Source organism: Burkholderia sp., assembly GCF_018375725.1.
Taxonomy (GTDB): Bacteria; Pseudomonadota; Gammaproteobacteria; order Burkholderiales; family Burkholderiaceae; genus Burkholderia.
The window spans coordinates 1-4,110 of sequence record NZ_JAHACR010000346.1 but is presented as its reverse complement, the minus strand read 5'-3'; the positions used below and the strand labels follow the sequence as shown (position 1 = coordinate 4,110).

Genomic DNA, 4,110 nt, shown 5'->3' with positions numbered 1-4,110 from the left:
CTGCAACTGCCGATCGTGAAGAAGACGCCGAGCGGCGCGCCGTCGACCGACGAAGAGGTGCTGCAGAAGCTCGCGGAGGACTACCCGCTGCCGAAGCTGCTGCTCGAGCACCGCGGCCTGGCAAAACTGAAGTCGACGTACACGGACAAGCTGCCGCGGATGGTCAATCCGGAGACGGGGCGGGTGCACACGAACTACGCGCAGGCGGTGGCGGTCACCGGCCGGCTCGCGTCGAACGATCCGAATCTCCAGAATATTCCGGTGCGCACGGCGGAAGGCCGGCGGATTCGCGAGGCGTTCATTGCGGCGCCCGGCAGCAACATCGTGTCGGCGGACTATTCGCAGATCGAGCTGCGCATCATGGCGCATATCTCGGGCGACGCGTCGCTGCTGCGCGCGTTCGCGCAAGGCGAGGACATCCATCGCGCGACCGCGGCCGAGGTGTTCGGCGTGACGCCGCTGGAAGTGACCGCCGATCAGCGCCGGATCGCCAAGGTGATCAACTTCGGCCTGATCTACGGGATGAGCGCGTTCGGGCTCGCATCGAACCTCGGCATTACCCGCGACGCGGCGAAGCTGTACATCGACCGGTATTTCGCCCGCTATCCCGGCGTCGCGCAGTACATGGAAGAGACGCGCGCGAATGCGAAGGAGAAGGGTTACGTCGAAACCGTGTTCGGCCGCCGTCTGTGGCTGCCGGAGATCAACGGCGGCAACGGCCCGCGCCGTCAGGCGGCCGAGCGCGCGGCGATCAATGCGCCGATGCAGGGTACGGCGGCGGACCTGATCAAGCTGTCGATGATCGCGGTGGACGACTGGCTCACCCGCGAGGGGCTGTCATCGCGGATGATCATGCAGGTGCACGACGAACTGGTGCTCGAGGTGCCCGACGCCGAACTGGCGCATGTGCGCGAGAAGCTGCCGGAAATGATGTGCGGCGTCGCGAAGCTCAAGGTGCCGCTCGTGGCCGAAGTGGGCGCCGGCGCGAACTGGGAGGAGGCTCACTGATCGGGTTGGATGCGCATCATCGATGATTTGCGGCATTTTGTTGCGGGAACGTCACTAATTGAGACGATTGGCTTGTCGCCAAGGTGCGGGCTCCCGGACAATGCCGTTAAGCATACCTTCATAGCAGGGCGCGACGCGCCCTCGTGTTCCGAGGCGGGACACACTGATGATTTGAACGAGGCCGCCGAGGGACGCCGTGGCGCGATGCGAGGCGCATCGCGCTGCTGCCAGTTTTGAATAGCAAGAGGAGAATCAGATGCATCGCATCATCATCGTAGGCGGGGGTGCGGGGGGCCTGGAATTGGCGACGCGGCTCGGCGATCGCTACGGCCCGCGTAAAAATCGCGAGGCACGCGCGCTCGTCACGCTCGTCGACCGGAATCCCACACATATCTGGAAGCCGCTGTTGCATGAGGTCGCGGCGGGCAGCATGGATCCGTTTACTCAGGAGCTCGAATACGCGGCGCAGGCGCGCTGGCATGGTTTCGAGTTCCAGCAGGGCGAACTGGCAAGCCTCGACCGCGCCGCGAAGCGCATCACGCTGGCGCCGGTCAACGATGGCGAAGGCGAAGTGCTGCTGCCGGAACGGACGCTCGAATATGACACGCTCGTGATCGCGATCGGCAGCACCACGCATTTCTTCGGCGTGCAGGGCGCACAGGAAAACGCGATTGCGCTCGATACCGTGGGCGAGGCCGAGCGCTTCCGCAAGCGGCTGATTGCGTTGTGCATGCGTGCCGAGCACCAGAACCACACGCCGGTGGAAGCCGGCGGTGAGCCGGCGTCGCCGGGCGAGCCGCGCATCCAGGTGGCGATCGTCGGCGGCGGCGCGACCGGCGTCGAGTTGTCCGCGGAGCTGCGCAATACCGCGCAGGTGCTGTCTGCGTACGGTCTGCACAAGCTGGATCCGCGTCACGACGTCGGCATCGTGCTGATCGAGTCCGGCCCGCGCATCCTGCCCGCACTGCCGGAGCGCGTGTCGAGCGCGACGGCCGAGTTGCTCGGCAAGCTCGGCGTGCGGCTGATGCTGGGCGAGCGGGTGGTCGAGGTTGCGCCGGGCGTTGTGCGTACCGCGAGCGGCAAGTCGATACGCGCCGACCTGACTGTCTGGGCGGCCGGCATCAAGGCGCCGGCCGTGCTCTCGCATCTCGACGGCCTCGAAGTGAACAGGCTCGGCCAGCTCGAAGTGCGGCGCACGCTGCAATGCGTCAACGACGACAACGTGTTCGCGCTCGGCGATTGCGCGGCATGCGCATGGCCCGGCCACGATCGCGGCGTGCCGCCGCGTGCACAGGCCGCGCACCAGCAGGCGAGCTTCCTGTTGAAGGCGATTGGATGCCGGCTGGACGGGCAGCCGCTGCCGGAATTCACGTACCGCGACCTCGGCTCGCTCGTGTCGCTCGGGCACTTCAGCGCGGTCGGCAACCTGATGGGCGGCTTGATCGGCGGCAGCATGCTGATCGAAGGCCTGTTCGCGCGATTCATGTACATGTCGCTGTACCGGATGCACATCGCGGCGCTGCACGGCTGGCCGCGCATGTTGCTCGACACCGTCGCACACTGGCTGCGGCGCACGACGTTGCCGCGCGTCAAGCTGCACTGACGGCGCGACGCAATCGACGGGCGGGCAATTCGCATTGGGCGGATTGCCCGCCCGTTTTTTTTGCCGTGCCGCTGCGTGAGGCCGCACCGCCATCCATGAGTCGAGTTCCGGATGTGAACGGGCCGACGTCGCGGCGGATAGCTTGCAGTTGACTTGCAAACGGATTATTGGGCATCTTGTTCGGGATTCCGTTTGCGGCGAGAGGCCGACCTCAGGCAGCCGGGTTCGGTAGCGGCTGCCCGAGGTCGGCAGGCCCGAGGCAGGCATGCCGGCGCTGTTCCATCGATATCGTCGTCGCCGATGCGCGGCGCGGCGGCATTCACGCGAGGAGTGCGTTCATGTTGCAACCCGAAGTCGACAGTTTGGTTCCGGGCGCGCCGTTTTCACGCCGTCAATTCATGCAGACGGCGCTCGGCGGCGCCTTCGCGGCGGCAGTCTTGCCGGTATCGGCGCAGACGATCACGACGGGCAGTGACGGGCTCGACGCGGGTACCGTCGAAATCCGGTCGGGCGATGCCAGCATTCCCGCCTATCGCGCGCAACCGCAGGGCAAGACCGACCTGCCGGTCGTCATCGTGATTCACGAGGTGTTCGGCGTGCACGCGCACATCGCCGACATTTGCCGCCGCCTTGCGAAGCTCGGCTATCTGGCGATTGCGCCCGACCTGTTCGCGCGGCAGGGCGACGCGTCGAAGTATCCGACGATCCAGGCGCTCATCGAGCAGATCGTCAGCAAGGTGCCGGACCGGCAGGTCACCGAGGATCTCGACGCGACGGTCGCATGGGCGGGCAGGAATGGCGGCGACATCGGCCGGCTCGGCGTGACCGGCTTCTGCTGGGGCGGCCGGCAGGCGTGGCTGTATGCCGAGCACAATCCGCACGTGCGCGCGGCGGTTGCGTGTTACGGGTTCGTCGAAGGCAAGACCGACGAGATGACGCCGTTCAATCCGGTCGACCATGCTTCGACGTTGAAGGTGCCGGTGCTTGGGCTGTATGGCGGCAAGGATGCGAACATCACGCAGGCGTCGCTTGCGAACATGCGCGCGCGCATCGAGACGAGCGAGTCGAAGCTTGCGCGCGAATCGCAGATTGTCGTCTACGACGATGCGGGGCACGCATTCTTTGCCGACTACCGGCCGAGCTACGTCAAGGCTGATGCCGAGGACGGCTGGAAGCGCGCGATCGCGTGGTTCCGCAAATACGGCGTGATATGAGCGACGTGGCGGCGGACGCCGCCGCTGTGCGCTTGCCGTCGCGTTACGGGTTCGGGCCGGTCGCGACCGGCCGCGCCGGATCGGCGCTCCATTCGCTCCACGAACCGGGGTAGAGCGACGCGCCATGCAGCCCCGCGATCTCCATCGCGAGCGCGTTGTGGCATGCGGTCACGCCGGAGCCGCATTGCAGGATCGCGAGATTCGGTTCGACGCCGGCCAGCAGTGCGGCAAAGGTCTCGCGCAGCTCGTGGCCATTTTTGAAGCGGCCGTCGGCGGTCAGGTTGT

At 66.4% G+C, this 4,110-nt stretch carries 3 protein-coding genes and 1 pseudogene; 3 read left to right on the top strand and 1 reads right to left on the bottom strand.

All coding sequences use genetic code 11. The features are described from left to right. The 3 genes from KH616_RS22380 to KH616_RS22370 form a co-directional block, all read left to right on the top strand. The coding region (locus tag KH616_RS22380; protein ID WP_292252094.1) for a DNA polymerase at window positions 1–1,008 on the top strand (1,008 nt) is incomplete at its 5' end. 256 nt (window positions 1,009–1,264) lie between these two features. After that, on the top strand, window positions 1,265–2,611 hold the full coding sequence (locus tag KH616_RS22375; protein ID WP_292252093.1) for an NAD(P)/FAD-dependent oxidoreductase: 1,347 nt from the start codon (window positions 1,265–1,267) through the stop codon (window positions 2,609–2,611). A 338-nt stretch (window positions 2,612–2,949) separates the two neighbouring features. Next, window positions 2,950–3,825 (top strand): dienelactone hydrolase family protein, encoded by an 876-nt coding sequence (locus KH616_RS22370; RefSeq protein WP_292252092.1) that lies wholly within the window; start codon window positions 2,950–2,952, stop codon window positions 3,823–3,825. 43 nt (window positions 3,826–3,868) lie between these two features. Here KH616_RS22370 and KH616_RS22365 read toward each other — a convergent pair. Continuing rightward, a pseudogene (locus tag KH616_RS22365) lies at window positions 3,869–4,110 on the bottom strand (sulfurtransferase); the annotation flags it as partial.